General features: G+C 68.8%; 20 protein-coding genes. 10 read left to right on the top strand and 10 right to left on the bottom strand.

Translation table 11 applies throughout. From position 1 onward, the window contains the following. Positions 1-27: 27 nt before the first annotated feature. Complete coding sequence (locus tag ACIA6B_RS24260) at positions 28-612, top strand: RNA polymerase sigma factor (protein WP_396776580.1); 585 nt, start codon at positions 28-30, stop codon at positions 610-612. Positions 613-680: 68 nt separating this feature from the next. Here the strand turns inward: ACIA6B_RS24260 and ACIA6B_RS24255 are convergent, their stop codons facing one another. From ACIA6B_RS24255 to ACIA6B_RS24235, 5 genes are all read right to left on the bottom strand, one after another. Further along, complete coding sequence (locus tag ACIA6B_RS24255; RefSeq protein WP_396776578.1) at positions 681-2,990, bottom strand: hypothetical protein; 2,310 nt, start codon at positions 2,988-2,990, stop codon at positions 681-683. Between the two features lie 206 nt (positions 2,991-3,196). Then, positions 3,197-6,145 carry a BTAD domain-containing putative transcriptional regulator gene (locus tag ACIA6B_RS24250; RefSeq protein WP_396776577.1) on the bottom strand — a complete coding sequence of 983 codons (2,949 nt, stop codon included), beginning with the start codon at positions 6,143-6,145 and terminating at the stop codon, positions 3,197-3,199. Between the two features lie 206 nt (positions 6,146-6,351). Continuing rightward, entirely contained in the window at positions 6,352-6,984 is a 633-nt protein-coding gene (locus ACIA6B_RS24245; protein WP_396776575.1) for an RNA polymerase sigma factor, read from the bottom strand. Between the two features lie 408 nt (positions 6,985-7,392). Further along, the gene (locus tag ACIA6B_RS24240) at positions 7,393-7,563 is read right to left on the bottom strand and encodes a hypothetical protein (RefSeq protein WP_396776573.1); all 171 of its coding nucleotides are present in this window, start codon (positions 7,561-7,563) and stop codon (positions 7,393-7,395) included. 187 nt (positions 7,564-7,750) lie between these two features. After that, the gene (locus ACIA6B_RS24235; protein ID WP_396776571.1) at positions 7,751-8,179 is read right to left on the bottom strand and encodes a gamma-glutamylcyclotransferase family protein; all 429 of its coding nucleotides are present in this window, start codon (positions 8,177-8,179) and stop codon (positions 7,751-7,753) included. Between the two features lie 192 nt (positions 8,180-8,371). On the opposite strand from ACIA6B_RS24235, the gene ACIA6B_RS24230 reads away from it, so the two are divergent. The 6 genes from ACIA6B_RS24230 to ACIA6B_RS24205 all read left to right on the top strand — a co-directional run bounded on the left by ACIA6B_RS24230 (position 8,372) and on the right by ACIA6B_RS24205 (position 13,448). Then, on the top strand, positions 8,372-8,860 hold the full coding sequence (locus tag ACIA6B_RS24230; protein ID WP_396776569.1) for a MarR family winged helix-turn-helix transcriptional regulator: 489 nt from the start codon (positions 8,372-8,374) through the stop codon (positions 8,858-8,860). A 113-nt stretch (positions 8,861-8,973) separates the two neighbouring features. Continuing rightward, entirely contained in the window at positions 8,974-9,513 is a 540-nt protein-coding gene (locus ACIA6B_RS24225) for a hypothetical protein (RefSeq protein WP_396776567.1), read from the top strand. A 46-nt stretch (positions 9,514-9,559) separates the two neighbouring features. Then, positions 9,560-10,882 (top strand): ferric reductase-like transmembrane domain-containing protein, encoded by a 1,323-nt coding sequence (locus ACIA6B_RS24220; protein ID WP_396776565.1) that lies wholly within the window; start codon positions 9,560-9,562, stop codon positions 10,880-10,882. Positions 10,883-11,199: 317 nt separating this feature from the next. After that, positions 11,200-11,850, top strand: coding sequence for an RICIN domain-containing protein (locus ACIA6B_RS24215; RefSeq protein WP_396776564.1), 651 nt, complete (start codon positions 11,200-11,202; stop codon positions 11,848-11,850). A 457-nt stretch (positions 11,851-12,307) separates the two neighbouring features. After that, positions 12,308-12,724: an anti-sigma factor gene (locus ACIA6B_RS24210; RefSeq protein ID WP_396776562.1), complete on the top strand. Its 417-nt coding sequence runs from the start codon at positions 12,308-12,310 to the stop codon at positions 12,722-12,724. A 148-nt stretch (positions 12,725-12,872) separates the two neighbouring features. Next, positions 12,873-13,448: an RNA polymerase sigma factor gene (locus ACIA6B_RS24205; protein WP_396776560.1), complete on the top strand. Its 576-nt coding sequence runs from the start codon at positions 12,873-12,875 to the stop codon at positions 13,446-13,448. 43 nt (positions 13,449-13,491) lie between these two features. On the opposite strand, the gene ACIA6B_RS24200 is transcribed toward ACIA6B_RS24205, so the two are convergent. Beyond that, positions 13,492-15,957 (bottom strand): hypothetical protein, encoded by a 2,466-nt coding sequence (locus tag ACIA6B_RS24200; RefSeq protein WP_396776558.1) that lies wholly within the window; start codon positions 15,955-15,957, stop codon positions 13,492-13,494. A gap of 413 nt (positions 15,958-16,370) precedes the next feature. Here ACIA6B_RS24200 and ACIA6B_RS24195 point away from each other — a divergent pair, with 413 nt between their 5' ends. The 3 genes from ACIA6B_RS24195 to ACIA6B_RS24185 all read left to right on the top strand — a co-directional run bounded on the left by ACIA6B_RS24195 (position 16,371) and on the right by ACIA6B_RS24185 (position 18,696). Beyond that, positions 16,371-17,264, top strand: a complete 894-nt coding sequence (locus ACIA6B_RS24195; RefSeq protein WP_396776557.1) for a hypothetical protein — start codon at positions 16,371-16,373, stop codon at positions 17,262-17,264. Between the two features lie 216 nt (positions 17,265-17,480). Then, a complete protein-coding gene (locus ACIA6B_RS24190; RefSeq protein ID WP_396776555.1) occupies positions 17,481-18,005 on the top strand; it encodes an ester cyclase in 525 nt (174 codons plus the stop codon). A 265-nt stretch (positions 18,006-18,270) separates the two neighbouring features. Further along, positions 18,271-18,696 (top strand): DUF6069 family protein, encoded by a 426-nt coding sequence (locus ACIA6B_RS24185; protein ID WP_396776553.1) that lies wholly within the window; start codon positions 18,271-18,273, stop codon positions 18,694-18,696. A gap of 366 nt (positions 18,697-19,062) precedes the next feature. On the opposite strand, the gene ACIA6B_RS24180 is transcribed toward ACIA6B_RS24185, so the two are convergent. From ACIA6B_RS24180 to ACIA6B_RS24165, 4 genes are all read right to left on the bottom strand, one after another. Further along, positions 19,063-19,593: an RICIN domain-containing protein gene (locus ACIA6B_RS24180; RefSeq protein WP_396776551.1), complete on the bottom strand. Its 531-nt coding sequence runs from the start codon at positions 19,591-19,593 to the stop codon at positions 19,063-19,065. Positions 19,594-20,876: 1,283 nt separating this feature from the next. Further along, the gene (locus ACIA6B_RS24175; protein WP_396776550.1) at positions 20,877-21,398 is read right to left on the bottom strand and encodes an RICIN domain-containing protein; all 522 of its coding nucleotides are present in this window, start codon (positions 21,396-21,398) and stop codon (positions 20,877-20,879) included. Positions 21,399-21,742: 344 nt separating this feature from the next. Next, on the bottom strand, positions 21,743-22,441 hold the full coding sequence (locus tag ACIA6B_RS24170) for a hypothetical protein (RefSeq protein ID WP_396776548.1): 699 nt from the start codon (positions 22,439-22,441) through the stop codon (positions 21,743-21,745). An 87-nt stretch (positions 22,442-22,528) separates the two neighbouring features. Beyond that, positions 22,529-25,345: a hypothetical protein gene (locus ACIA6B_RS24165; protein WP_396776546.1), complete on the bottom strand. Its 2,817-nt coding sequence runs from the start codon at positions 25,343-25,345 to the stop codon at positions 22,529-22,531. Positions 25,346-25,749 lie beyond the last annotated feature (404 nt).

Below are 25,749 nucleotides of genomic sequence, written 5' to 3'. Positions count from 1 at the left end.
GATCGAGGGGTGCCAACAGATGTCGGCATGGAGAATGAGATGCGAGCGACCCACGACTACACAGCCCCGACGGCGCAGCGGTTCCGGGCCGGCGACGAGACGGCGTTGACGGAACTCTACCGCCACCACGCGGGGTCCATGTTCGCCACCGCCCTCAGTCTGCTGGGCGATCGAGAGCTGGCGGCGGAAGCTGTGCAACAGGCATTTGTTCAGGCGTGGCGCTCGGCCGGTCGTATCGATGCGACCCGCGACCTGGGGCAGTGGTTGTACACCCTCACCCGCCGCGCGGTCGACGATGTGCACCGGCGCAGTCGGCGCATGCCCATGCATGCCGCCCCCGATGAGTCGCGGACGATGGGAAGCCGGGTTGCCACCGAGGAGCCCTCAACGGAGACCATGGGGCGGGTGTGGCAGGTCCGGGAGGCGCTGGATCGGCTGGACGCCGACGAGCGGCTGGTCCTACAGCTCGCCCACCACCAGGGCATGACCCAGGGTGAGATCGCGGACGCCCTCGGCATCCCCCTGGACATGGTGAAGAGTCGCACCTCCCGCGCCCAGCGCAACCTCGCCGCCGCACTTCTTTCGCACCTGCCCGACACCCCGGTGGCTTGAGCCGAAGCTGGACGACCTCCCCACCATCCGGGTTGAGGCAGCGCATCACGACAGTGACGCGTCCCGGCTCACGTTGACGACTGCTCGGTTCCCGCTACCCGGATCCAGGGGCCGCCGGGGCGTTCTTGCCTCCCACGCTCACCGCCGACCTCCGCTGTCTCTTCGCGGAGTCGCTGCGCCAACTCCCGCGCCGCTGCGGTGAACTGCCCGTCCGATTCCTTGAGCCAGTGTCCGTAGATCGGCGGCGGAACCGTGTCGTCAGCGGGCACGAGCACGTCGGCAGGGTCAAGGAGTCGCCGGTCAACGGCTCCGGCCGGCCCGGAAGCCGCGGGCGGCTCACCGTTGCGGTGGGGCGAGAAGATCCAACTGCCGATCTGGTCCGTGTCACTCCAGAGGTTCACCCATCTCCACTCGACCCGCTGGGCCACCTCCTGCAGCACCGCCTCGTTGACGTACGCGGGGAAAAGGTGCGCATACAACCGCCGCAGTGGTGACCCGTAGGTGAGGAGGGCAACTCGCCGCGCGATCTCGGCCGGCAGTTGGAGAACGGTGGTGGCGAGCAGCACCGAGCCCTGACTGTGCCCGGCGAGGAGTACATGGTTCCCACTCTTCACCAGATATGAGATTCTACGCGTCAATTCGGGCACCGCTCGTTCGGCGTAGCAGGGCGGCGCGAAGGGATGGGCAGCGCGCGGCCAGAACATGCCGAGATCCCAGATCACGCCGACGAAGCGGCGGAACTCGGCGGTGCGGTAGGCGAAGATTCCCCCGACCGCGAGCCCTACGAGGATCGCCGCCGTGAGGAAACTCCCCAGCTCAATCATGAAGTCCACCAGCTCCGCGGGGATGGTGGTGTACCGACTGATCGCCTCACCAGGTGACAGCCGCAGCAGACCGAAGACGCTGGTGGTCATCCCCAAACCGAACAGGACCGCGTACGCCACGACGAGGGGCTCCAGCCGTTCGGTGAACTGGGCACGAGCGATGGCCCTGCGCACCTGACGCAGGCGATGAGCGGCTGCCGACGGCGCGCACGGGAAATCACGCGCCACGATCGCGGCGGCGGCCCGCGACCGTTTCCTACGACTTGTCAGGCTCATCAGGCCCGCCACGACCAGGGCAGCGACTACGGCAAGGAGGAAGCCGAAGATCGCCCACGTGTAGATCAGCGGCGGCCCGGTGGCCATACGCTCCGCGGCTGAGGCACCGCGGTCCAGCAGATCCGCGACCCGGTAGACCAGGTCGGCGGAGAAGGCCACCGCCAAGCCGACCGCCACCGAAGCGATCACCGGAGCGCCCAGTCCGCGTAGCGGCGCGTGCCGGCCCTTGTGGGCGCGCCGACGCCACACGGCTGCCAGCCCGAGCACGATGAGAAGCGACGTCTGGGTGATCAGAACCGACGCCACGCAGGGGCCGTAACCGGGCAGCCCGGTGGTCCTGGCCCAGGGTTCCGGGCTGAGGAGAACATGCCCGAAGACGAGCAGCGTCAACCCGCAGCTCACCGCCGGCAGCGTACGGATCACTCGGTCGGACCGCTGGCCGGGCGCTGGGCGATCGATCACCGGATGGGCACACAGCAGGGCTGAACAGGCAACCAACAGGCAGCCCGCAGCGATCGCCAGCACCGCTGTGGACCGCGAGGCGCCGCCGGCAGCACCACGAGCAGCCAGCAGGCTGACGTCCATGGTCGCGAACGCCGCTGCCACGTGGATCGCGCGGAGCCTGCCCAACATGGGCCCGGAGTCCCACTGGCCCACGGCGGCGAGGCGCGGCCTGGGAACCGCGTCCACCGACGACGCGGTTTGAAACATCACATACGACCGACCCGGACGAGAGGCGAGAAACCAGACCAAGGCGATGGCGGTGACAGGAACAAGAGCGCAGACCGCCAGGCGCAGGCCGGGCGGCCGGCCGCCGAGCCAGGACAGCCAGGCACGTCCCGCGAGACAGCGTGGAGAGGCCAAGCACTTCCACGCGATCAGATCCAGCGCCACGCCGACGACGGAGAGTGAGTAGAGCGCTGTGAGGCCGAGCCCGAGCAGACGGCACATCGCCCGCACTCCCGCCCCGGAGCCGGGAGTCACCGGCCGCATCCAGATGGCCGCGTTGCAGAGCATGAACGGCAGAAGGAACACCAGTGACACCGTCCGCATCGCGGTTCCGGACGGAAGATCGCCCCAGCGGTACGCCTCCAACGTCACGCCGTCGGACCGGCGGCTGTCATCGTCCCGGCAATACGGTCGGTAGAAACCCCCGGCGCTGTCCCCTGCCACCTGCCGCACGGTGGGACAGTTCAGAATGTGATCCGCTCGGGCACCCGCCACGCCGTGGACACGTAGCTCCACCACTTCAGACGGCGCTTCCGGCGGAACGGACATCAAGCCCCCGACAACTCTACGGACCCGAGCCTGACGTCGCGGCCCGACAACCACGCTGCCGCCCCGCCTACCCGCCGCGACCTCTCTCAACCCTGTTGGTTCCCGCAAGCTTGGAACCCCTGCCCGCTGCGCCGGCCGCGATACGGTTCCTGGTGGACGGCTGGGCTACCCGCAGGGGCACCCGCAGCGGAGGGAGCCAGCGGCGGCTACGGTCGAGCCGCCCGCGACGAGAGGATCTGGTCGATACTCGACAGGGCGAGCTCGGCCGCGTCCGCCGCCGAGGCCCCCGACCATCGGAGCCGGATCGTCGAGATGTGCTCGCCCACCACGGCGCGCGACATCGTCGTCGCCGTCTGCAAGAGCTGTCGTTCCTCGCCCTGCGGGGGTGACCGGAACGACGTAGAGACTGCCTCGTGCAACGAGAGCGCCGCCTCGTCCAGTCCGTTGCGGCTCAGGATCGGGATGAGGTTGCGCAGCACCAACCACATCCCGCCTTGGTCGCCCAGTTTCTGCCAATGCGTCAAGGCGTCCTGGTAGGCGGAGAGTGCCTCGGGGCTGTCCTGGCGACGGCCTTCGACCGTGACGACGCCGGTCAGCGCCGCCGACAGGAGGAAGGGGAGGCCGGCGGCCAAGGCCAGTGCACAGCAGTGCCGCAGGTGTTTCAGCGCCTGGTCCGCGTCGGTGCGGATGAGGCTCTCTCCGGCGAAGAGTTCGGCCGCCGCCTGGGCCATCACTCCGAGCGACGCCGCGCGGCGCGCGCTGCGAATCCGCCATCGGGCGCTGGTGCGTTGGTCGCCGAGCTGAGCGTAGGCCACGGCAAGGCATCCCGAGTTCACCACCTCACCCAACGGCGCCGTCGCGGATCGGGAAACCCTCCAGCCGATCGCGGCGCTGATCGCCGCCGCGCGGGTGTCACCCGACATCATCGCGCTTGTGGAGTGTCGGTAGTAGCAGTACGGGGTCAGCGGGTGTTCCCGATCCGCCCGGGAGACGCTGTCCTCCCCGAGGCGGGAAGCAGTTCTCAGATCCCCCACGGCTGCCGCGCTGCTGGAGGCCATCGCCAGGACGACCGGGAAGAGCGGGTGCTCCTCGGCGCCGGGGGATCCGCTCAGCTGCTCGGCCCACCGGAAGACCTCACGGTCGGCGCGCACGTCCGCGTACCAGCAGAGCGCGGCGACGAGGCGCACCGACAGCGCCAGGTCGTTGTGCCTGGTCCATTCGTGGGCGGCGCGGAGGTCGCTGGCGCCGGCGAACGACGTCGGGGGTTCCGGCCTTCCCCACCTGTTCGCGATCTCGGCGCACTGCTCCGCCCAGTCGACGACGAACTCGGCGTGCTTGCGTCGCACCCGGTCCGCCTCGTCCGCCGAAGCCCATTTCTCCTCACTGAAGTGGCGGACGGTTCGGAGCAGGACGTGCTCTCGGTTGGCCTCGGCTGTACCACGTCGGGCCACCAACGACTTCTCGGTGAGCGTGGAGAGCGCCAGGGGCACCTCCTCCGCCGTGACGGGTCCGCCGGAACAGATCGCGGCGGCCCAGCCGACCGAGAACGAGCCCGGGAATACCGTCAGCCTGGTGAGCAGGGTCCTCTCGGTGGGGCTGAGCCGCTCGTACGACCACGACAGGGCCGCCCGCAGGCTCCGATGACTCGTCCTCACCGACCGTCGCCCCGCCGCGAGGTCGAGCAGGTTTCCGGCCTCGGCGACCGCGGTCAGCCCCAGGTTCGCTATCTGCGCCGCGGCCAGCTCGATCGCCAGGGGCAGGCCGTCGAGGCGGTGAGAGATCGAGCGCACCAGCTGCCGTGTCAACGGATCAGCCAGGCTCAACGGGTACCCCGCATCCCGCGCCCGGTCGAGCAGAAGTTGGACCGCGGCCGGTGGGGTCGCCTCGAAGAGCGGATCGTCGACATCCTCGGGCACGGTGAGCGGAGGGAGCGCGACGACGACCTCTCCCACGAGTGCCAAGCGCTGCCTGCTGGTGGCGAGCACTTTCGTCCGGGTGGTCGTGCTCAGGATCGTGTGCACAGCCGCGGCGGCCTCGTCGATGACGTGCTCGCAGTTGTCCACCACGAGCAGGATGTCGAGGTGGTGCAGGGCGGTGGCGACAGTCTCCAGCGTCTCTGACCCCGGCCGGTCCGGCACTCCGATCGCGTCAAGGAACGCCTTGGGCACGAGTTTCGAATCTCGCAGCGACGTCAGGTCTACCCACACCGCTTGTCCGGGTGTGCCCCTCGCGTGTGCGAACTCCTCCGCGAGGCGCGTCTTCCCCACACCACCCGGGCCGGTCAGGGTAACCAGACGACCGGCGGAGAGAGCGTCGGAGACGCGCCGCATCTCGGGCGCGCGCCCGACGAAGGAACCGCCCTCGACGGGCACACCGGCCATCACCCCGATCGTCGAGGTTGAGGCTGGTGCGACACCCTCCTCCTGGCGCAGGATTCTCAGGTGGAGGTCCTGAAGATCCCGGGACGGCTCAGTCCCCAGCTCCGTGGCCAGTTCCTCCCGCAACCTGCTGTACAACGCCAGCGCCTCGCCGGACCGCCCGCTGCCGGCGAGGGCGCGCATGGCGACGGCGTAGGGTCGCTCGCGCAGCGGGTTCAGGTCGATCAGGAAGCCTGCGGCAGCGAGCGCCCCGGAGTGGTCGCCCACCGCATTCAGGAGTTCGGCGTGTTCCTCTCGCGCCGATTCGCGTAGATGCTCAAGCCGGGTCGCCTCTGCCCGCGCCAGGCTGTCGGCGAACTCGCTCCACGCCTCGCCCCGCCAGAGCCCGAGCGCTCGACCGTACGCGGCGAGAGCGTCCTGCGGGTGGGCCGTGGCCAGTGCCCGACCCTCCGCGAGGGTCGCTTCGAAGAGGGCAGCGTCGATCTCCCGTTCGTCGAGTTCCAGTCGGTAACCGTGTGCGGTCGTGATCAGATCCGCGCCCGATCCCTCGAGTGCTTGTCGGAGACGGGAGATCTGCACGTGCAGTGCCGACCGGCTGTCCTTGGGTAGCCGCTGATCGGACCATACGCCGGCGACGAGGGCGTCTGCGGAGACCGTGACGTTGGCCTCCAGCAGCAGCCGGGCGAGCAGCGCCCGTTGCCGAGGCCCGGGGAGAGGAATTTCGGCGCCGGCTCCGTCGTGGACCCGGAGGGTGCCCAACACGTGGAAGACGACCATCGGACGAATTACCCAACCGGCATTTAAAGGACAAGTTGCAGGGTGCCTGCCGGGCCAGGATACGCCTCTCCATGGTCGGGCGCTCTCGCCGTCCGGACCTGCCGGGTACGCCGAGCGCTGCTATTCGCACGGCGGCGCGGCGCGGGTCGGTGCCACGTCGGACCCGGGCAGGGTGATCCAGCCGCCGCGTCGACCCGGCGGTGCCGCTATCCCGCGACGTCGAGAGCGGTGCCGCGGGAGCCGGCTTCGTCCGGATGCAGATGAGCCAGCAGCTCGGCGAGGCGGCGCTGGGCGCGGAAGGTCCGACTTTTCACCGTCCCCAGGGCGACGCCCAGGGTGGCGGCTATCTCGGTCTGGGTGAGGTCCTCGAAGTAGGCCAACTGCAGGACCTGCCGCTCGTTCGGGTGCAGCTTCTCCAGCGCCGCCCGAATCTGCCAGACCTGCCAGACGCGATCGAGTGACAAACTCTCCACCGAGAGTTCCCGCAGGTTGGCCATGCCCTCGTCCAACGGGACGACCGAGCGACTCACTCGATCGCGCCGGTAGATGTCGATCGCCGCCCGGCGAGCGATCGCGACCAACCACGGGGCAATGCTGCGGCTCGCGTCGAACACAGGAGCGGCCCGCCAGGCCTGCAGGAATGCCTGTTGCACCGCGTCGGCGGCGAGATCCCGGTTCCCGAGCACGCTGTACGCGGCAGCGAACATCGGCCCCGAGTACTGGCGATAGATCTCGACCAGGGCCAGTTCCTCGCCAGCGCGGAATCGCTCTTCGAGGCTGGGGCCGGCAGCAGAAGTGGGAGACATCTCATTCTCGGCGCCGGCATGGGTCCCCAGCACCGCCCGAGTCGTAGTTACCGGAAGCCCCAGCATTGCTCCCCCTGCTTTCATGGCACTTTCACCGTGCCGACGAGTTGGTCGGGTGGAGATGCCCGTCGCCCGGCGCCTCGGGCGGTATCTCAATGGCGACGGGCCGTCGGGGTCGGAGCGCACGCCTGTGCCACCGGCGAGCCGCGTCGAGGCGTCCCGCACGCTCCGGCAGTCCTCGTCCGTCGGGCGCGGGCGGCACTTCGGGGAGACTCGGGCACGGGGTGCCGCCACCGAGTCTCGCGCCGGTGGCGGCAGCCCCTGGCAACGCACCCCCAGGCGTTCCCGACGAGCAGTACGCACCTACCAGCGGTGGCGGTTCCCGTCGCGGGGTTTCATTTCAGGTAGGCCGGACCCCTCGCCTGCGCGCGGGGCAGGGCCTCAGCGCCCTTCGTCGTCCGGCGCCTCGGCCCGCTCGGCGGCCAGCGCGGACCGTACCCGCTCCTCCAGGTCCGCGGGGGGCATCGCCCATACCGCCGGGTCCCGAAGGACAGCCTCGATGCTCCGCGGCGACCACCGACCATCCGCCGGCGCGCCCTCCGACTCGACCATCGGTCCTCCACGTCTGCGGCTCTCCCTGCTGCTCCAGCCTACGGGCCGGACGCGGTAGCGACACCCCCTGCCGCGCCGCCGGCGGTGTCCGGAGCGGCCCCCGACCGATGGGGTGTCTGACGAGCATCCACCGCGCCGGCCCGAGGAACCACGGCCGCGCGGCCACTGCGAGCCCTTGGCGCGGGACTCAACCAGCCGCCTTCACCGTGGAGAGCGCCTCGGCCGGCATCGAGAAGCGCGTCATCACCTGCCGCAGCGACGCCGCGTAGGACGCGTCGTGCGGCCCGGCCTCGGCCGGGTCGAGCAGCACCGCGCACAGCGAGGGAACCGTGCCACGAACGGTCTGAACGAGCAGCGGCATCATCCGGTACATGGTCAGACCCGCGCGGGCATACAGGATGTCGATCTCGTCATGGGTGAGCGCGTAGGCGATACCGAATGCGCGGCCGTCGGGGTCGGGCACAAGCGTGGCGAGCCTGCCGATGTGCAGGCTGAAGCCGTCGGCCACGCCGGGGCGCGGCGACCGCGGCTCAACGCCGCGGCTACGCAGGGCCGCCGGATCCATGTAGAGGCCATAGAAGAAAACGTCGACCGTCGGCTCGCTGCCATCGCTCATCGTGAAGCCCCTCTCGGACGGCCGTCACGGCCGCGTGTTCCAACACCAGCAGGAATACGCCGCGAAGCCGGGATGCGGTTCAGCGGGCAGGAACCAACGGCCACGGTCGACACGTACGGCCGGTAGCGCGCGGAGTGCGCCGCGCCGCCAGCGCTCTTCCCGCGCACGAAGATGATTCCTGGAGAGGGATGCATGGTCGCCAACGATGCCGAGTGTTGTGCTGTGGTCGACGCGCGGTCGGATGAGGGCACGAGCCCCCGCAGCACGGCGTGGCCGGCAGGGCAGGTCGAGTGGTGCGGGTATCTGAACACCGTGCAGCGCAGTCTCCTCGACTTCGAACGCGGCCTACGGCGCGCCTGCGGACTGAGCCTGAGCGACTACTACGTGCTCACGCTGCTGGCGATCGCCGCCGATCGCCGGATGCGCCTCAAGGCGCTCGCCCGCGAACTACAGGTCAACCCGAGCCGCGTCACGTATCTCGTGGACTCCCTGCAGGGCCGCGGCCTGGTCGATCGCGAGCCGAGTTCGGACGACGGGCGCGGCGTGCTAGTCCGCCTGACCGACGTGGGTCTGGAGGCGGTGCGTGCCGCCTACCCGCATCACGCGACCGCCTCGCAGAAGCACGCCCAGCGCATCCTCATGGTTCCGGCGCCCGGATGGATCGCGGATCCGCCGGACTGATCGCGCGACCCGGGGGCCGCCGGATCGTGCCGCCCGGGTGCGCGAGAACCAGGCGGCCCCACAAGCGCGTAGAGCTACCGAACCGGTAGGTCGAACCCCTGAGGAGCGTACGAATGAAGAAGCGTCTGCTGGTCCTGCTCATGGCTGCCACCATGGCCGGTTCAGCCGCCTGTGACTCCACCGATCGAGACGCCGCCGCTCCCCAGCCCTCGGTCTCCGCAGCGCCCACCGACGGTGGCCCCAGCGCCCCGGCCCCGCAGCAGGTGCCGACCCCCCAGCCTGAGCAGATCACCCTGACCGCCGGCGAGGCCGTCGTCGCCGGCAGCCGGGCCGACGTCGTGCGCTTCAAGGATCGAATCGTCTACCGCTTCGAAGGGGACGACAACGACCCGTCGAAGGTGAACTGCGCGGCCGACTGTCTGATCATCTGGCCGCCGCTGCTGACCAACGGGACGAAGATCGAACTCTCCGGTGTCGACCCGAAGCTCGTGGGCACGGTCAAGCGGGAGGACGGCTTCACCCAGGTCACCCTCGCCGGATGGCCGCTCTACCTGTTCAAGAACGACCGCACCGCCGACGACACCATCGGCGAGGGTGTCGGCGGCAACTGGTCGGTGATCCGCCCGGACGGAAAGCCGGTGATCAAGAAGTAGCCGCGGCGCGACCAGGAGGCCGTCGGTGTCGCGGAGTGGAGTCACCATGACGACGATCAGAGAAGCCGGGCCCAGGGCCGGCACGCATTCGACGGCGGGTGCGCGGGCCGCGCTGTGTGCCGGCCTCGCGATCAACCTGGCGATCGGGAACCTGCTGGTCCTGACCGCCGCGCCCGCGCCGAACGCTCTGCTCACGCTCGCCAATCTGGCGGGGGTGAACGCCGCCCTGCTCACCATGCTGCAGCTCGTACTCGTGGCGCGGTTGCCCTGGCTGGACCGACGCATCGGCATGGACCGGCTCACCCACTGGCACCGGTGGAGCGGTTTCGGGCTGCTGTGGGCCGTGATCACGCACGCGGTACTGGTCGTCGAAGGCTTCGCCACCCTGGGCGGCACCGCCGCGTGGCAGACGTTCGGCGCGCTGGCGGGCGTGCCCGCGTCGCTTCTCGGCATCCTCGCCGGGACCCTGATCACCGCGGTGGCGGTCACGTCGCTGCGTCGGGTGCGGCGGCGGCTGCCGTATGAGGTATGGCACGGTCTGCACCTGCTGCTGTACGCCGCTCTCCTGCTGGGACTGATGCACCAGGCGCTGGAGACGACGACGATGACCACGCCGGGCGCACGGGCGTACTGGTGGACGATGTGGATCGCGGTCGGCGGGTCCCTGCTGGCCGGGCGGGTGGTGCTGCCTCTCTGGCGCAACGCGTACCACCGCTTCCGGGTCGCGGCCGTCGTGCCGGAGTCCGGCGAGGCCGTGTCGGTGTACGTCACCGGGCGGCGACTCGACCGGTACCCGGCACGGGCCGGCCAGTTCGCGGTCTGGCGCTTTCCCGACCACCAGCAGTGGTGGACCGCGAATCCGTTCTCCTTCTCGCTCGCGCCCAACGGCCGGTACCTGCGCCTGACAGCGAGGGCCGTCGGCGCCACGAGTGCCGGCCTGCGGAACCTGTCCACCGGTAGCCGGGTGTTCGTCGAGGGCCCCTACGGCGCCTTCACAGCGGCGGCGAAGGTGCGCCGGGACACGCTGCTGGTCGCCGGTGGTATCGGGATCACGCCCATTCTGGCGCTGCTGGAGGAGTTGGAAGGGTCGGTCGTCCTGCTCTACCGGGTTCGCTCGGCGGGCGAGGCTAGCCTGCTCGACGAGGTCGGCAGCGTCGCCCGCTCTCGAGGGGCGGTCCTGCACGTCCTCGCCGGCCCATCGGTTCCCAGGTTCAGCGCGGTGACCCTCGGCAGCCTGGTGCCCGACATCGCCGGACGCGACGTCTTCGTGTGCGGGCCGCCCGCCATGACGTCGGCGGTGGTGCGCGCGCTGCGCGACCTGGCGGTTCCCCGGTCACAGGTGCACTGGGAGCGGTTCGGGCTCGGCTGACCCGCACGCGTCGAGGCGCTCCCTGCGGCCTCCGGCCAGTGAGCCGCCTCGATCGTCTCCAGGCCGGGTGGAGCGGTGCGTACGCGTGTCGACCCAGGCCCGCCGCTCGGCGTGGCACGGGCTGCCGAACCGGCGTCGCGTTCGTGCAACTCGCCGCCGTTGACCGGCCATGGTGCTGCTCGCTGCCAGCACAGGCACATTGCCCAGGAATTGTTTTTCGCGGCAAACCGCGGCCGAACCCACCGCGCGAAAACCGATCGCCGGCACCGCAACGTATTGATGAGCGAAACAAACACCGAACAGGAAAGCAGGATCAGATGCCGATCAGCATTGCACGCCGCCTCGTCACCGTTCTCGGCGCGACTGCCGTCGCCGGAGGTGTGCTGTCCGGTTTCGCCGGTTCGGCGAGCGCCGCGGCCGGTGACATCCCGCCGACCAGGGACCGGGTGATCCAGCCGGTCAAGACCGACAATCTGCTGGCCCCCACCAGCGGCAGGTCGGGGGCGCGGGTCGTTTCGCAGCCACGTATCGGCAAGGCGCAGGACACCCCGGAGTCGCAGGTCTGGGCCAACGACAACAGCAGGAAGTTCGACCAGAACGGCAACGTCATCCGCGGTGCCGTGAGCTTCATCTTCCAGCCCACCCTGGGCAAGGCCGGTGTGCGCCCCCTCTGCATGGACATCGCCGGCGATTCGGCGCAGGCGGGTGCATCGGTCGAACTGCGCCTCTGCGACGGCACCCCCAGCCAGGTGTTCGTCTTCGTGGGTGACCTGCAGTTCCCGGTCGTGCAGAACGTGCGCAGCGGCCTCAACCTGGAGGTCCAGCCCAATGGCACGGTCGTCCAGCAGGGCTTCGTGGGACGAATCCCGGTCGGGGTGAGCGCGGAGGAGCGCGCGAGGCTCCAGGCCCGCAACAACGCGCAGATCTTCGCCCCTCGCCCGAAGGCCCTGGGTATCGGCGGCGCATGAGGATTCCCGCGCCGTCACCATCGTCCCGGCGCACCCGCGACGTGGGCCAGGGCAGCCGGCTACCAGCCGCGGCTGCCCTGGCCGGCGCAGCACCGACACCGCGAATCCCCTGTACCCGGACACCGCCGATTCGTCGGCCTGCACTGATTGCGAGGACATGACCGTGGGTGAGCGTGGGAAATCCCGGCCCCTGCGACCGGTACCCGACCTCGACGGGCCGTGGCGGCCAGGCGGGGACGTCGAGGCGGTGCTGGGCGCCGAAGCCGTGTGGGCCATGGTGCCGACCGAGCTTGAGCGTCGCGTCATGCGTGCGGCCACAGCCGTGCGACCCGACGCCGGCGTCGTGAGGGCGACTCCGAGTCGACCCGACCGAACGTCGGCAGCGGGCCGTAGGCGGCGGCTGGGTGGGAGCCTGCTCGCACTGCTGTCGAGTGGGCTGCCGCGCCGGACAGGTCTGGTGCTGGCCGCAGCGTCCGTCACCGCCGTCGCCGGCGCGGTCGGCCTGGCCGCCGCCGCCGGCGGGTCCGATCCCGCCGGCACGATGCGACTCACCGCGACCGAGCGGGCCCCGGGCGCGGCGGCAGACGTGGCGGTCCGCGACACCCCCTCAGGGGTGGAGATCACCATGGACACCAGCGGTCTGCCGCCCGCCCCGAAGGGGACTTTCTACCAGGCATGGGTGGTCGGTCCGGGCGGCTCAGTGGCGATCGGGACCTTCCATCTCCGCGGCGGATCCAACGAGGTGGTGCTCTGGTCGGGCGTCGGCCTGGACCGATACACCAAGATCACGGTCACCGCCCAGCAGGAGGGTGGTGGGCCCGCCTCGTCGGGCAAGGTCCTGCTCGCGGGCGAAGTCCCCACGACGCTGCGATGACGCGGTCGCGGCGAGCCCGTGCCGCCGCGCCCGAGCCGACGGGGCGCGGTGAAAGCGGCGCGAAAGCGCCCTGATGAACGCTGGCCAGGACAGCAGACCCTCACCCCGGGGACGACGCCGACGGCCCGAGGTCGACACGGAGTACGAGATGCGCGCGACACACGACGAAACCCCTTCTCTGGCGCAGCGGTTCCACAACGGTGAGGAGACGGCGCTGGCAGAGATGTACCGCTGCTACTCCGGCGCCATGTTCGCCACCGCGCTCAATCTCCTGGGCAACCGGGACCTGGCGGCCGAGGCCGTCCAGCAGGCATTCGTGCAGGCGTGGCGCGCGGCTGATCGCTTCGATCCGTCGCGTGAGCTGCGCCCCTGGCTGTACGCCATCACCCGTCGGGCTGCCGTCGATGTACACCGTCGGCAGCGCCGCACGTCCCATGACGTCTCGGTCGACGACTCATGGTCGGTGGAGGGTGAGATCGCGACGGAGGGTCCGTCGATCGACACCATGTGGCAGGTCTGGCAGGTACGGGAGGCGCTGGACCAGCTGCCCGCCGATGAGCGCCTCGTGCTTCAGTTGGCCTACTACCAGCAGATGACTCAGAGCGAGGTCGCGGATGCCCTCGGCATCCCCCTCGGTACGGTGAAGAGTCGCACGTACCGGGCTCAGCGCAATCTCGCCGTGCGGCTGGCGCACCTCCGGGAGACCTCCGGCGGGCGGGTGTGAACGGAAGCCTCCGCGCGCTCCCCGCGTCGGCACACAGGCGGCCCTAGCCACGTAGGCCGAGTTCGGCGTTGAGCTGGGCGAGGGCGTCGGCGTGGAAGAGTTCCGTGGCCTGGATGTAGACCCAGCGGCGGTGCCGGCGGGCGCCGAAGCGGGCCTTGTGCAGGTCGGCGCTCATCCCGAACAGGACGTGGCCGGTGCCGTGGCGCTGCGCCGAGCGGACGGCCTGCCACAGCAGTTGCTGGTAGGTGTCGTGGCTGGCGACGAAGCGGTAGTCCAGCCCGATGAACACCGGTTGGATGTGGTCGGAGCCGACGTGCTGGGCGGCGAACGCGACGGGCGCGTGGTGACCGTGAACGTGGAGGGTCAGCAACTCCCAGCCGCCGTGGCGCAGCACGGTGTCGATGATGTGGCGGGGGAGTGGGAAGACGTTGAGTTCCAGCTTGCGGGCGTGCACGTTGCGGTACAGCTCATAGAGCTGGTCACGATCTGCCGCGCCCAACTGGTCCGCGACGGGACTGCCGCCCGCGTAGGTCGTGACGCGGAAGCTGCTCTCGGCGGAGAGCACCCTACTCCGCTGGTGGTAGCGGGCCTTCTTGCTCAGCTCGGCGAGAAACCCGTGGTCGTCGGAGAACGTGATCGGGCGAGTCCAGGAGTCAGCGATCGGGACGCGGGCGAAGCCCTCACCGATGAGGAAGTCGTGCAGCGCGGGGTCACCGTCGGGCAGGTCCCGCAGCACCACGGCGGTGGCGCTGCGGTCCTCCTCCACGGCTCGGGCGGCGCCGAGGATCAACTGGAGGGCGGCACGCCAGTCCGCGTCCCGGTTGAGGTACAGGTGCTCCCCCTCGGTCAACAGGCTCCCCATCGCCAGCACCGGAGAGGTCAGCGCGTACGGGTCGTCACGCCGGCGCGACTCCACCTCCGCCGAGACGTACGCCGGGGCGAGCATGTCGTCCTTCCACAGCGCGTGGGTGAAGAAGGTGGCCGCGACGGGAGGTGAGTGACGGTGGTCGCGGACCAACCAGTAGTGGAACTCCCACCGATGCTCGGGGGGATTGTCCACCCTGGCGAAGACCTCCTCCAGCGCGTGAAGACCCCGCCATTCGAAGGAGCCGCGATCGCCGAACATCGCGTCCCACTCGCGGCGCTCGATCGTGCTGATGGTGCGGTGGTACTCGAGCCGCAGGGGCGGCACCGCCCGGTCCATCGGGTCGGGGGCGGCTGGGGTGTCCTCCAGCGTCCGTCGTCCGGCCAGTTGCCGGGCGAAGCTGCGCTGCAGAACCTGTGGGCTGCTTCCCTCCCGGTCGAGGGTCCGGGGCAGTGCCTCGGCCAACGCGCCGACGACCTGCCTGACGTCGTCGTCCGTGTGATGAGCGGTGATGGTGAGGCGCGCGCCGGAACGTTTCGCCGGGACGGCTGGAAAGGTGGCGGTGTCGACGAAGAAGCCGGCGTCGCGGAGCTGTCGGGTGAGTGCGTAGGCGATCCGGGGGACGCCGGCGCCGATGAAGCGGATGGGCGCCTCACTCGTGCTGATCAGTGGCAGGAGATGCTCGGCCGCCATGAGGTTGAACAGCCGGATGAGGTGGCGCAGGCGATGCTGCCGATCGACGATCTCCGGGCTGAGGTGCAGGCGGGCCGAGGCGAGGATGGCACCCAGCATGGGCGGCTGCACCGGTCCCGAGAAGATCAACGGTCCACCGACGGTGAAGACGCGGCGGCGGCTCTCGGCGTCGGGGAACGTCACGGCGCCCCCGGCGGCGGCGAAGGACTTGTTCAACGACCCTGCCACCACCGCACGACTGGCTGCGGCAGGGGTGAGCGTGTCGAGGGCGAAACCCCGCCCGAACCGCCCCGTCCAGGAAAAGGAGTGGGCATCGTCGATGTAGAGCCAGAGCCGCTCGTGCTCGGTCACGAGTTCGTTGAGCTCGTCGATGGGAGCGAAATCGGCGAACATGCTGTAGAGGCCGTCCGCGGCGTACCACACCCGCTGGTGAGTGTGGCGCGACTGCTCGAGCAGGCGGAGCAGCGCCCGCAGGTCGTTGTGCGGGATCAGTTCGACGCGGGTGCCCTGGGCCTGGGCGAGCTTGGCGGCGACCTGGACGCTGTGGTGGACCTGATGGTCCAGCACGAGCAGATCCGACGAGGCCACAAGCGTGGGCATCGTGGCGAGGTGGCCCATTGTCGTGCTGGGGGTGATGACGGTGGGGCGGCCGAACAACTCGCCGAGGGTTTGCTCCGCGGCCTCGTACGCCGGCGCTGACAGGTACGCCCGCGACGACGAGAACTGGGTCCCGTAGCGGTCCACCGCCTCCGCCACCGCCGCCCTCAGCATGGGATGGGTCTCCAGGCCCAGGTAGCTGCAGGACCCGAAGTTGACCAGACGGTGTCCGCCCAGAGTCACGGTGCGGCCGTCCAGGCGGTCGTCCTCCGCGATCCGGTGCAGCATTCCCCGACGTACGCCGTCTGAGATGATCTCGTCAAAGGTCTGCAGCAGTTCCTCAGCGGTGGGCACAGCGACCTCCAGAAGGCCCTCGATCTGTGTGGTTGTGCCGCCGCCACGCCGGTACGGCTGCGGTGGCTCGGAAGGACGACACGTCGCCCTCGCTCTGCTCACTGGCGGTGAACCTCAGCTGGCATCCTTGGGCCGCTGCCGGGGCCGGCGCATCGGTGAAAGCCCTCCTTTCCCGGCCACCGTGGGTGGAACCACCAGCAGTGGCCGACATGCCAGCCGCCAGGAGAAGGCACCTCACGGCGCGGGGTGGACCCGGCGGTGCCGCGACGACGCGGTCCTGGGGCCCAGACTGGGGCGTGGCGGCAGCTCGGTGCGGTCCCGCCCCGTACCCGGCAGGGGGAGCCGGCAGCGGTCGCGCGTAGCTACGTCGGACGGAACCACCTCGCCTGGCGTCCATCCGTGCTCGAGAACCGATGCCCGCCCGCGCGCCGTACCGACGTGCGCCATCTCGAGCACCGGAGGTCGGTCGAATGCGGCGGTTATCCGCACTGGCGGCAGTTGTCCTGGCAGGAGTCGCGTTCGTCGGTGGTGTGACACTGGGGGACGTCGGGCCGGATGGCAGGGACGGCTCGCCGGCTCCGGCCGCTCTGGACGCGGTGGCGGTTGCCGGGGTGTCGCCCGGCGCCGGCTGGTTCCAACCCGTCTCACCGCGGCGCCTCCTGGACACCCGCAACGGCACCAGCCTGCCGGAGGGGAAGCTCGGACCGGGCGAGACCCGTCTGCTCACCATCAACAACGGCGTCACCACCGATGTCACCGCGGTGACCGTCACCGTGACCGCCGTCGGCAGCTCCAAGGCCAGCAGTCTGCTCCTCTACCCCGCCGGGGAGGAGAAGCCAACGGCCGCCACGCTCAGCTTCGCCGAGGGGATGACAGTGTCCACCACCACGACCGTGAAGCTCGGCACCGGCCGGACGCTCGCCGTCTTCAATGAATCCGGCAGCACCCACGTGTTGCTCGACCTGCAGGGATATTTTCGCCCCCTGACCGGCCCGCAGGGCTATCTGGGGTGGGCACGGTACGTGAACGGACACGTCGCCGCATACCACACCCCCGACGGCAACGTCCCCAGCGTCAGCCGCACGTCGACCGGCCGTTACGCGGTCTCCTTCCCTGGCATCTCCACCGGAGCCGCTTCGGTGCAGATCACCGCGCACCAGCCGGCGGGGACCCCGACCAACTGCCTGATGGCGTCCTACCCGACCACGAGTTCGACAAGTAACTCCTACGGCTTCAGGGTCGCCTGCACGCACAGCGTGACCGGTGCCGCGGTCGACTCGGGCTTCTTCGTCGAGGTCAAAGCCTGAGGTCGGCGCTCCGTCGCACCGCTGGCGACCTGATCACACCCGCAAGGCAGAACCGGCACCCCGGCGGGTGCCGTACTGCCTGGTGAGCGGCACGTCATGCCGGGAACGCCACGAGGGCGGCAGGGTGCTGGTCGGTGCGAGACCCCGGGTGGTCGAGAAACTGGTCGACTGCTTATCGATATGCCACATCGGCACGTTCTGCACGTGAGGAGAACCATGAGCATCACGCCTGTCACCGCCGACACGAGGGTGGCCATCAGGTCGCTGCACCTGATGGGATCGGGAAACCTCGCGGACATGGCGACGGTCTTCACCGCCGACGCCGTCAACCGTGAGGCCAAGGACGAGCCGCCGGACACGCGGGGAGTGGGTCCGGCCGCCTTCTACGCCACCGCGCGGTGGCTGCGCAGCGCCTTCTCGGAGCTGACCTGGGAGGTCCACGACGCCGTCCAGGACGCTGAACTGGTCGTCGTGCACGCCACCATGTCTGGCCGGCAGACGGGGCCATTCGTGTCGTACGGACCGGACGGCAAGATTGTTGTCGTTTTCCCACCCCTGGGTCGCCGCTTCGCCGTCACCCAGACCCACTGGTTCCGGATGCGCGACGGCAAGGTCGCCGAGCACTGGGCCAACCGCGACGACCTGGGGATGGGGCAACAGCTCGGATGGACGCCCCCCAGCCCGCCCTACATCGTTCGTATGCTGCTGGCGCGGCGCCGCATGCGGCGCGCTGAGGCGTAGTCGCAGCGGCGGCGACAGCCCGGGCAGGACGGGATGCGCGTCGCCGATGACGGTGGCGACTGAGGCCCCCGTGCCGGTTCGTTCCGGTCGATCAACGCGGTCCACACGCGTGATCGGTCGGCTCCCTGGTGCGGGGGCCTCAGACATCGCAGCCGTCAGGGGCTACGGATGCCCTGTTAGCCACCCCCTGAGAATCGCACCCCTGACCACGCCCGAGTAGGACTCCTTTCCTCGCTCGGGGCAAGGCACACACAGGAGTTTCGAGATGGCCCCCACATCACACCGCTCCACCGGCCCCCTCGCCGGCCGCCGCCGCGCCCGAGGGGTCGCTGTCGCGGCGACGGTCGCCGTCGCAGCCGCTGTCTGGATGGTGGCAACCGCTCTGTTTCGTGTCGACCTCCTGGTGAGGGACAACGACGGCGGCACCCGGACCGTCGGACTTGGTGCCGTCGCGGCGACCAGCCTGATCGCATCTGTTCTCGGCTGGGCGCTGCTGGCGGTGCTCGAGTCCCGGGTGCGGCACGCCCGCCCGATCTGGACCGGTGCGGCCTCGGTGCTGTTACTGCTGTCCCTCGCCGGTCCGCTCACCGCCGGGGCCACCACGGCGTCCACGGTGACCCTCGCCCTGCTGCATCTGACGGTCGGCGCGGTCCTCCTGACGCTGCTGGGCCGCGGCGTGTCAGCGCGCTGACCGCCCCGCGCGCCCAGCCCGGCCCGCAACCCCACGACGAGATCCGCGACGAAGTATCGGTGACATCCAGCCTTTGTCTCCACGCCCGAACACGCCGGCCTCCTACCGGACAATCGTCGTGGCCGCCGGAAGCAGCGAGGCCGCAGACAGTAGCCCTGACGCGCGCTCTCACCCCGCCAAGTCGCGTCCCACCACGAGCCCGGCCGAGCGCATCCGGCGCGTGGGGTCAGGGTGTGACACGAGGACCTCCTGGTCACGAAGTGGTCCGCTTCAGCGGCCCCACTTCACGACAGGAGGTCCTCGTCATTCAAGATCCATCAGGTCGTGTCGTCACACAACCTCAACCAGCCCTCCTGCGCAGCACACCTAGGCCGGCAGCATGTGGAAGGTCTGGTACGGCGCCCCGACGGCCGTCTGCAACTCCAGGCGGCTGAAATCCAGGACCACACCGTTGCGGGCGCCCACCACGAGCTGACTGTCGGCGTGGACGATCCGGTTGCCGCTGAAATACCACAGCTGCCCGACATCGCGAGGGTCACAATCCGCTTCGCGTAGGCCCGCACCCACGCTGATCGGCCGGTCGACATCAAGGCAACGATTCGGCGGCAGCCCCGGGTATGGCCAGGCGACGAGCTGGTACTGCACCTCACCGGTGGCGCTCGTCCGGGCTGCCCGGAAGCTCCAGTTCCGATTTGTGATGAACGTGGACCGCAACCCCACGTCGTCGAAGCCGTCGTCCGGCAGCTTCAACGTGGACATGTGTTGATTGCTGTTGGCCAGCTGGAATCGGTAATAGACGGGGTCGGCATGGCTTTCCGCAGCCGCCGGCGATGTGGTGCCGGCGAGCGAGGCCGCTGTGGCGATCCCTGCGATCAGCCAACGAAAGTAGCGTTTCATTCCATTGGTACGTACCGGCGGGCGGTTTTGGATCGATCCTGTAGGGCGCGTGAGTCGGACTCTGCCGGGGCGTCGGATTTAACCCCTTTGCCCGTGTGTGACCTTACCCAGTCGTTGGTCTTGGGTGGTGGCTGCGGGAACTCGGCCGAGGCCGCGGTCCTTGAGCTGGTAGCTGTCGCCACTATCGAGATGACGTCGGCACGCTGGCGCGGCCGGTGAGGCGGCGATCGAGCCGGTAAGCGCCACAAATTCGCCAGAGCGGGTGGGGGCGGCGCGCCTTGGGGCAGGTGACCGGTGCGGAGCGCGGTGAGCCGGGCCGCCGGTGCGGTAGGTCGGTGGGTGCACGGTGGAGGACTGGGGGCGGGTGCGGTCGGTGCAGCTTCCGGTGAGGATGTGCGCGACGGGTTCGGGATAGCCGGCGGTGCGGAAAAGGCCGTGATCGCGAGTGGCGGGGATGTGGGTGAAGTAGGCGAGCAGGTCGACCTGGACCACGACCGCCTGAGTGTCGTGGGCGGCGGCGAACGTGCGCGCGGAGCGGCTGGGGCGAAGCCGTGCGCGGCGGGGTGAACCGGAATGGGGCCGAGGACCTCGGCGAGGAGCCAGCGTTGCAGTGCGCGGAGCCGGGACTTGGGTGACTCCAACAGCCGGCCGCCCTTGGTCCACCAGTAGTCGTGGTGGTGGGCGGTGGCGCGTCGGGTTCGTAGCGCGGCGGCCGGCGTACCAGTCGAGGTTGGCCGAGGTGCTCAGTCAGGTTGGGGAATTTCCACCACGCGCATGAGGAGCAGTTGCGCCTAGCGTGAGGTCCGCAAGCCGAGTCAATGCTGCCGCCATGAGTCAGGAGACACGATGCGCCGCCACTGGACGACACTCGCAGTATTCACGCTGGCCCCCCTTGCGGCCCTGCTGCTGTTCGTTTGTCATGCTTCGACGACGGAAGGACCATCAACGCGCTCTTCCGTCAGCATTTTGGCTGACCACCCCTTTGACCCGACGTGCGATTTTGAGGGGTGCCCCAAGTAGTTGCTCGGTCGCCGGGGTGAAGGATCTCCTCGTCGGTAGAGGTAAGACCAGCGTGGCAGGTCGGCTCGGTCGATGGCGGCGGCAGGTCGCCAGCAGGCCGGGCATCGTCGGCCGGTCCCACCAGCGTTGTGGTACTCATAGTCTTCCTGGTCAAGGAAGTGGCCGGATGGGCGTGTCGAGCCCATCCGGCCGGATGCCGCAATCGCTTATAGAATGCGCATGTGCTCACGTGGCCTTGCGCACGTACCAACCCGGCAGATTAATCAGACGGACTTGATCCACTTGATGCTCAGTGGGGTATCGGCCTCGGGCACGGTCGTCTGCTTGAGGGTGACGTTGAATTCCGGGCCGCTGGGAAGTTGGACGTAAAGGGCGCTGTACCTGTTCAGCAGTCTTCCTTGGGTCAGGGTCCACTTCTGGCTCGCCGTTCCGTCGCAGGGCCGTACCACAATGTTGGCGTCTACCGCCTTGCTGTCATTCTCGATGTCGAGACACTGGCCGACGGGAGTGAATTCACTTGCGGCGAGCATGTAGTTGGCTACGGAGTCGTTGCCCACCTGGATCCAGCGCTGGGTAGAGCCGTTGTTGTCGGCGGCGACACCGACCCGGGCGCCGCTGAAGTTTCCGGCCGCGGACATGATCAGACCAAAGTTGGATTCAACCGACTTAAATTCCACGTTACGGGTGAAGGCCGCTGCTGGCGATGCGGTAACAGCAATGCCGGCGAGGCCAAGAACGGCAGCGGAGGTAGCTGCGACAACAGCACCGCTACGGGAGGAGCGCATGGAATCCTTCTTTCTGGAGTGGCTTGTCTGTTTAGCCAAAGCCTCGGCTGTCACCTTCCGGTAAGCAGTACGCAAGGACGGCCGAGGCGGTTCTCCTGGTGGCGCCGGTGCCAGGCCGCGTTGGCTTACAATCATGGCCAATTTGGACTTTTTGGAGGTGGTGGAACGCGTCGAACGGGATGGCTCCAGCGTCGCTGCTGCGTAGCACGTGCGCTGCGCTGGTTCACTGGGCTCGGTAAGCCGCAACCGTCAGCGCGGCCTCCGCAGGCGACACGAACTTTCGGGAGCCGCGTTCCATTCTCGCGCAGGGGTGTCTACCAAACCGCGGTTGCCGGGATGGCGGATCATTCGTTCGGCCCGATCTTGATGCGCAAGGTCTCCAGGGCCCCGATACCGATATTGCCAAAGAGCCCACGTCTGTATGTTACGACGAACTCGAATTCCCACGGATCCGTGGTGGGCATCGCTCCGCCGTGCCCTTCGCTCGCCCAGTTCGCATCAATCAAGAAGACGCATGGCTCCTTACGAACGTCCCACTCGTTCGGTGGAGCCAGTATCCAGTGAGGGCCTGGGGTTTTTTTGTTGTCCTGGAGACAGTCGTCAACCAGAGAAATGCTGCCAAGGTGAGCCGTTATCGTGGCGTTCTCCACGAAAACGGCAGCGGGCTTGGTTGCATCGCGTGTCTGAATGCCAAATCCGCCCCATGCGGAATAGAATTTTTCGCCTGGTAGTCCGATCTTCGCCCGGCAGAACTCGATCCAAAAGTCGATTGGACCGGTTGACGGCGGGATCTTGGGCTCCTCTTTGCACTTAAGATCCTTCGGTAAGGGCGGTGGCGGCGGGCTCCAGATCTCCGGTCGCATCTGTTCGCGTGCTGCCGCACCGGACGGAATGCCGCCGATGAGGGCGAGAGACAATGCTGCCATTATCGTGGCTGCCGCTCTCTTGAATATGCTGCGCGGATACATCTCTTTCCTCGGGTGGTGACGGGCTGAAGTGCCCGCAACAACTTTGCGCTTATAAGACTGCATGGCGGAAAGCATCAAATCCACGCTCCCCGACGGCGCTCTCCGGCGTGGCCGACGAATGATCGCCGGCCACGCCGTGCGCGATGGGTTGTCAGGAGCGGATCACTTCTTGGGCAGACTCGAGGTCGGGTCCGGGGCGGGCCGGTTCGCGACAGATCCCGCCAGCCCACTTCTCACTGCGGTCACACCTGGACCGCCCGGGCCTTCGCCGAAACACCCCCCTTGAACCAGTGCCCAAACCTGTGACGGCGCGGGCGTGTACTCCGGGCCCCAGACCGACTCCACGTAGGCGTAGGCATTCCAATAGGCCTCGAGCTGGGTGCTTCCCGTTGCCCATACCGTCATGAGGACATGCAGTAGGTTGTGGCCGGCGCAGAAGTACCAGGTGGCGGGTCCAGGGTGCGGGTCGGGTGGGGGCGGCGGCGCCTCCACACAGCCGCCTTCGGCCGGGTTCGCGTCGAAGGTGAGGTGCCAGTTCGAGCCGTTGCCGCTGAGCCCGTACTGGTCGGTGGCGAACTCCTGCGCCTGGGCCAACCCCGCGTCCTGGCTGACGTCGAGGGTGGGAATGTAGCCGTCAGGCACCGCGGGTCCGGCGAGGCAGAACACGTACCAGTTCACGGCGGGCTGCGCCGGCGGATTCCACGGCGCGCCGGGCGGTGGTGGTGGCGGGATCGGCAGGCCGCCGGAATCGGCCGGCACCTGGTAGGGCACGACCTTCCAGTAGAGGCCGCCCGGCCGCTGCTGGATGCCCAGCTTCGGGGCGTTGTCGGGGGCAGCGCCGCCCGCCCGACTGTCGAAGAGGGCCGAGTGCAGGCCGGGAGTGTTGCTGTCCAGGCTGAACACGTCGATCAACGCGACCATCCCGGCCGGCTGGCTGACGACCACGGGCGGACCGGTCGCGCCGCTGGTCGCGTTCGACGACTCCGGTGGGACCACCCGCCAGTTCGGGGCGAAGAAGCCGCTTGGGCCTTGCGTGCCCTCGGGATTCTCGTCGTACGCGTTGGCTCTGGTCGACTGGTAGGCAAGAGTCTTGCCGTCCTTGTGCCGGGCCAGAAGATAGAGGCCGAACTTGCCTTTCGCCAGTGCGGGCGGCTGATCGGTTCGTCCGTCACCCGGCGGCTCCCACCAGTCCTCGATGGTTCCGCTGCCGTAGGACGCGATGGTGCGGAGGTAGATCTTGTCGGAGTTCGGGTCCGTGCCGCCGCGGACGGCGACGACGAGCTCGTGTTCGAACTCGAGGGCGGCGACGGGCATGGTGGTCTTCACCGCGCCGAGACCGACCCACTTGTCGGACCAGACGTTGCCGACGCCGGAAAGGCTCTTACCCTGTAGCCAGTAGATGTCTCCGGCGCGGCCGACGCCGAATGCTTGCAGGCCACCGTGCCACACGGCGAGGGTGGGGCCGGCGCTGAACAGGCCGTTGCCGGGGACCTCCGTCCAGGTGGATCGCCACGTCTTGCTGACCGTGTTGTAGACCTGGTAGTACATTCGCTCGTTGCCGGAGACGACGGCCACGTAGACCTCGTCGCCGAAGGCCGCTACAGATGGCGCGTACGGCGTCGTGCCGCCGCCGGGGATCTCGGCCCAACCGAAGCGCGACCAGTTGGCGTCCTCCGGTGTGCTGTCGTTGAAGCGACCGATGCTGACGTACAGGCGTCCGGTGTCCTTGCGCCGGGCCACGACGATGTCCTGCGCGGTCGTACCGAGGCGGGCCGCGCCGACGCCGTCCATGTTCTTGGCCCACAGGTCGCCGTTGCCGTTGAAGAACTGCTCGGCGGGCAGGCTCGCTGTCCAGTCGGATCCGGGCGGCGGCGGGCCGTTCATGATCGACGGATCGCTGTGGGGAATGTGTTCGTACCACAGCGAGTGCATGCCCGCGGGCTGCAGGAACCTCGGATCCTCGGGAAGGCCGGGTGGCGGCTCGGGCAGGAAGAACTCGCCGGGCTTCAGGCCGCGTACGCCGATGGAGCCGTCGTGCCCCACCACGTACATCTGCAGCCAGTTGGTGATCGACCCGTTCCACTCGTAGTACCGGTAGGTGGACACGTAGACGGAGAACGGCGTCAACCAGGTCGGGTGGGCCAGGGGCAGCGGGTCGAGCCAGGGGCCCCAGGTGCCGTCGGCGAGCCAGTTCGCGTGCATGACGATGTCGTTCTTCGGAACGGCGCCGCGCACCACGACGGTCAGCACGTCCTTGCGCGCGAGCGCGGCGGACGGCGCCTCCCGGGTCTCCATGTCACCGGGGACGTTCTGCCACGTCGGGGGAGTACCCGGAGTGAAGTCGCTGTAGGCGACGGTGCCGATCGTGGGGTCCGCCGCGCCCGGCTTGAACTTGTTGATGAAGACCCGGAACTTACCGTTGAAGTAGACCGCGGAGATGGCTGTCTTCGTGGTGTTCGGCTCGCTCCACTGCTTCCAGCCCGCCGTCGGGGCCTTCATGTCGATGTAGTGGATGATGCCGTCGGCGGAGACCGCGAACCAGTACTCCTGCGAGCCGTCGGCGGAGGCCGCCATCCCGGGGCCGGCCGTGAACAGCTTGGGCTGCGCCCCGGGCGAGGTGACCGGACCGAACACCCTGGTGTTGACGTCGAACTGGGTCTGCACGAACACGCCGTTGGTCCGCACCGCGCCGAGGGTGACGTTGCCGGAAGGCATCCCCAGCATTCCGACGCGCGTGTTGCTGGTGATGAGGGGGACGGTCTTCCATCCGTCACCGGTCCAGTTCCCCTTGGCGCCGGTGGTGTAGTACAACTGCCCGCCCGTGCCGCGGGCGACGATCAGGTCCTCGCCGTTGTAGCCGAGCGGAGCGGCGGCCACGTCGACCGTGCCGACGGGAAGATGTGCGGGCGGCTCGGCAGCCGCTGCTGCCTCGGGAGGCAGCGGCCCGACAAGGGCAGCCGCGCCGGTGCATATAGTCAATATTGCCACGGTGAGGAGTCCGACCCCTCGACCTGGCTGGGATCTAATTCCTGTCCACATTTGCGTCCTCTGGTGAGTCGGGCTTGGGCGCACCCTCGCATACCGTGGTAGCGCGGCGCGTCGGAGAAAACACCCAATCGAACAGCTCGGGAGCCTCGCGGACGGGGGAGAGATGTCGGCGCTTCTTAGCGGTCCCAACTACGTGGTGTTGGGCGTGATCGACTGGACGCGAAGGTCGTTCGTCTGAAAGTGAGGAGGGGTGAGCAGCGAACCCGCGCGATCCCGTAGGAGTACGCCTCCACCCGCATGTCCAGGTTGAGTGGTCTCACCGACGCCGCCCGGCATCCCGTCGATTTACCCTCGACTCGTGGACGCCGACGTCTGCCAGGTTTGACCGCGCCAAT

Source organism: Micromonospora sp. NPDC051141 (assembly GCF_044455765.1).
GTDB lineage: Bacteria > Actinomycetota > Actinomycetes > Mycobacteriales > Micromonosporaceae > Micromonospora.
This window is presented reverse-complemented; position numbering and strand designations above follow the sequence as displayed.